General features: G+C 51.4%; 3 protein-coding genes and 1 pseudogene. 3 read left to right on the top strand and 1 reads right to left on the bottom strand.

Annotated elements, in window-relative coordinates:
* Together H261_RS24395 and H261_RS22600 are read left to right on the top strand one after the other, a co-directional pair.
* Positions 1–230, top strand: a pseudogene (locus tag H261_RS24395) (DNA adenine methylase); the annotation flags it as partial.
* 232 nt (positions 231–462) lie between these two features.
* Positions 463–1044: a tyrosine-type recombinase/integrase gene (locus tag H261_RS22600; protein ID WP_008622526.1), complete on the top strand. Its 582-nt coding sequence runs from the start codon at positions 463–465 to the stop codon at positions 1042–1044.
* Positions 1045–1127: 83 nt separating this feature from the next.
* On the opposite strand, the gene H261_RS22595 is transcribed toward H261_RS22600, so the two are convergent.
* Entirely contained in the window at positions 1128–1565 is a 438-nt protein-coding gene (locus H261_RS22595; protein WP_008622524.1) for a hypothetical protein, read from the bottom strand.
* A 784-nt stretch (positions 1566–2349) separates the two neighbouring features.
* Between H261_RS22595 and H261_RS25230 the strand changes: the two genes are divergently transcribed.
* Positions 2350–2889, top strand: a complete 540-nt coding sequence (locus H261_RS25230; RefSeq protein WP_152427084.1) for a hypothetical protein — start codon at positions 2350–2352, stop codon at positions 2887–2889.
* Positions 2890–3058: the final 169 nt, after the last annotated feature.

Below are 3058 nucleotides of genomic sequence, written 5' to 3'. Positions count from 1 at the left end.
CGCGACCAGGGTGCTGGTTGTTGTCATATAACGACGCCCCGGCAGTAAGGTGGTTCTATGCAGGGTTCGCCATGGTCCCTGCTTCCTGGACCTATGGAACCGGCAAGGTCGGTGCCGAATTGCTGATCTTCTCGAACGAACTGGCCGACGCAGTAGGCATGACCCCATTGGGTCGCCGGTTCGAAAGTTCATGGCATCGTGATGATGAGGGATTGATCCAGGTCGCCTGATTGATCAGTCGCGTCGATGATGTGCATTCCAGCATCCGTGGCTTTGCTCCGAAGCAATAAATCATAGTCTGCAAAATTGAAAGAAACCGCACTCATCATGAAATAGGTATTTCATGATGAGTTGCTATTTACTCCATATTTTTCAATGGGGTGGCCTTGGCCGATTTATTCGCGGATGCTATACTCGTTTTAAAGTTATCTAATGCTTTAATTTTATGGCGAGTTGAAGATCATGGCTGGACGGCAAGCGAAGACATTGACGACTGCCCAAATCTCGACGGTGCTGACCCACCTCGCATCGACACGGCATGGCGTTCGTGATCGGGTCATGTTCCTACTCAGCGTGAAGGCCGGTTTTCGAGCCAAGGAAATTGCCATGGTCGAATGGAGCATGGTGCTGACCGCGACCGGCGAGGTCGGGGATGTCATCCACCTGGAGGACAAAGCCACAAAACGGGCGTCGGGTCGGTCGATCCCTTTGAACCGTGAACTGCGTGCCGCCCTGGTTGATCTGCATGCCCGAGGAATTCGGGGGGCAGATTGTCCTGTAATTTTTTCCGAACGCGGTGTGGGGATGACGGCGAACACCGTCGTCGCGTGGTTCACCCGCCTTTATGATCGCCTCGGGTTCCAGGGCTGCTCATCGCATTCGGGAAGAAGGACGTTCGTCACCAACGCGGCTCGAAAGGTTGGGCAGGCCGGTGGCTCCCTCCGTGATGTCCAGCAGCTTGCCGGTCATCGCAGTTTGGCGATGACGGCCCGTTACATCGAGTTCGATTCGGATTCGCAGCGGCGACTGGTCAACTTGATCTGATCAGCGGGTTACATGGTTGTAGGAATCATTCGGGGCAGGTTGATTACCAACCTGCCCCGGTAACGCAATCCGATGATGATCTGCTACTCGGACTTGCCGCGACGATGCTTCGCCTTGATGCGGGCAGCCTCCAGAGGTTCATCGAGTTCCCCGGCCTTCACGGCAGTAGCGATCTGCTCCAGCACTTTGATTGCATCGGCGTTGGTCTTGCCCGCAATCACGGTGTTGGCCATCCCCTGACCCTGGAGTTCCACCACGGTGCGGCCATACCGAATCTCCATCAGCAGGGTGCCGTCGTTGGCTGACTTCCAGAACCAAGCCTGGGGCGGACGACTGATGCTCTGCCGCGTGTTGCCGTTTTCGGCACCCTTGGAATAGCGAACCCGTTCGACGGTGAAGCCGGGATTCTTCAGCAGTTCGACCTGATTCTGGATGCCATCCAGCACAACCTGCCGGGGGGTCTTTTTCCGGGCTTCGGAAACCAGAACCTTCTTTTCGTTCGAGAACTTAAGCTGCAACATAATAGCCTCCATACGTTAACCTTGAAAGCATGATAAGGCCGTAATTAATAAAGGCCAATATAGCGGCATTAATATATTTCATGATATGGCCGCACGGCCACATGATGCCAATTAATCAAATCACACATACAGACATACGGCGATGCGTTGCTGCATTGACGCATCAGTGCTGGACTTCGCCGGAGATTGTTAGGTCTGACAGGTGACCGCATTTAGCGTCACATTAAGATGATGACAAGCCACGTGCAGTAAATTGGCGAATTAATCTGACATCAATCATGATGGATATAAGCTGGATATTCTGGGGACTACTTGCTATCAGCAAATAACAAACAAATTGCCGATTCATGTTAGCCCATTCGAAAATGTCTTCGTCGAGGCCATGAAACGCCTTCGGCTACTCCATATGAAACGGCATGAGCCGCCATAGGCGTAGTCGATCTGATCCCCTGCCGGGGGCAGGGTGGTGTTGTGACGAACGAAGGGAACGAGTTGTCGGTGTTGGACCTGAACCACATGAGTTGAAATCCATGATGACGCCGAAGGCGTCTTGGTTTTGGGACCAACGAAGGAAATGAGTTGTTCATTTTGTCATGACGCCGCAGGCGTCTTGGTCTTGGACAGACGAAAGGAGTGAGTTGTCGGTGTTGGATATGGCTAATCCGTGATTAGCTAAAGTGCGACCTAGTCTATATTGGATACCAACATAGACTAAGTCTAACTTTTTAGTCAACAATATAGACTAACTCAGGAGAGAACCAGAAACAAAGGACACATCATAATCATGTATGAACTCGACTATTTTTGCGTATTTCGGGAAGAACCAAGAGATATCCCGAAAAAAGGACATAAATCACTGGCATTCAGTTCACGGTATCAGTTCAGCGGACTTATCGAAATTGATGGCATTGAGTACACCGTCAAATTCAGCAGCTACGATGATCTCAACAAGCTGATCGACGGAACCTACAAATCAAAGGCATCATTTGTGGATATATATAAAATATACACAAAAGCTATCAGCCTGAATGCCAGAACGTATTTTAGCCCAGTTATCACCAAGCCCAAGGGTCGCTGTGGAAATTGGACCTTGCTTGGTCAGGACGATACTGCTTGCGTGCCGTATTTGGTTATGTCGATCCCCAGCCCAGGTCGGATCGAGGTGGATTTGATGGCAATGGACGTCAATGGAGAATTCACCCTCAACAAGACCTTGACCACCAAGCCGGGGGGAATCGTCATGCGAATGGGGTCGAAGATGCGTTGGGTCTGGCGTCGGGCCAAGGCGGTTCCAGAGACCAGTACTACGCCGGAAGCTGCGTGATCATGGTGTGGTGTGGCAGGGTGGGGTACTTCCTGCCACATTACGCATCACCTCACCCGACGCCAGATTTCGGTCCATGCTTCATTTTCCAGAATCTTGAGTGCCTTGACACCTTCTTGCAGTTCCTTGATCTGAATTTCATCGGAACAAAGAACTGATGCTTCGTTCC

It is taken from the genome of Paramagnetospirillum caucaseum (genome assembly GCF_000342045.1).
GTDB classification, from domain to species: Bacteria; Pseudomonadota; Alphaproteobacteria; order Rhodospirillales; family Magnetospirillaceae; genus Phaeospirillum; species Phaeospirillum caucaseum.
The sequence above is the reverse complement of the archived record's forward strand: the minus strand, read 5'-3'. Positions and strand labels throughout refer to the sequence as shown.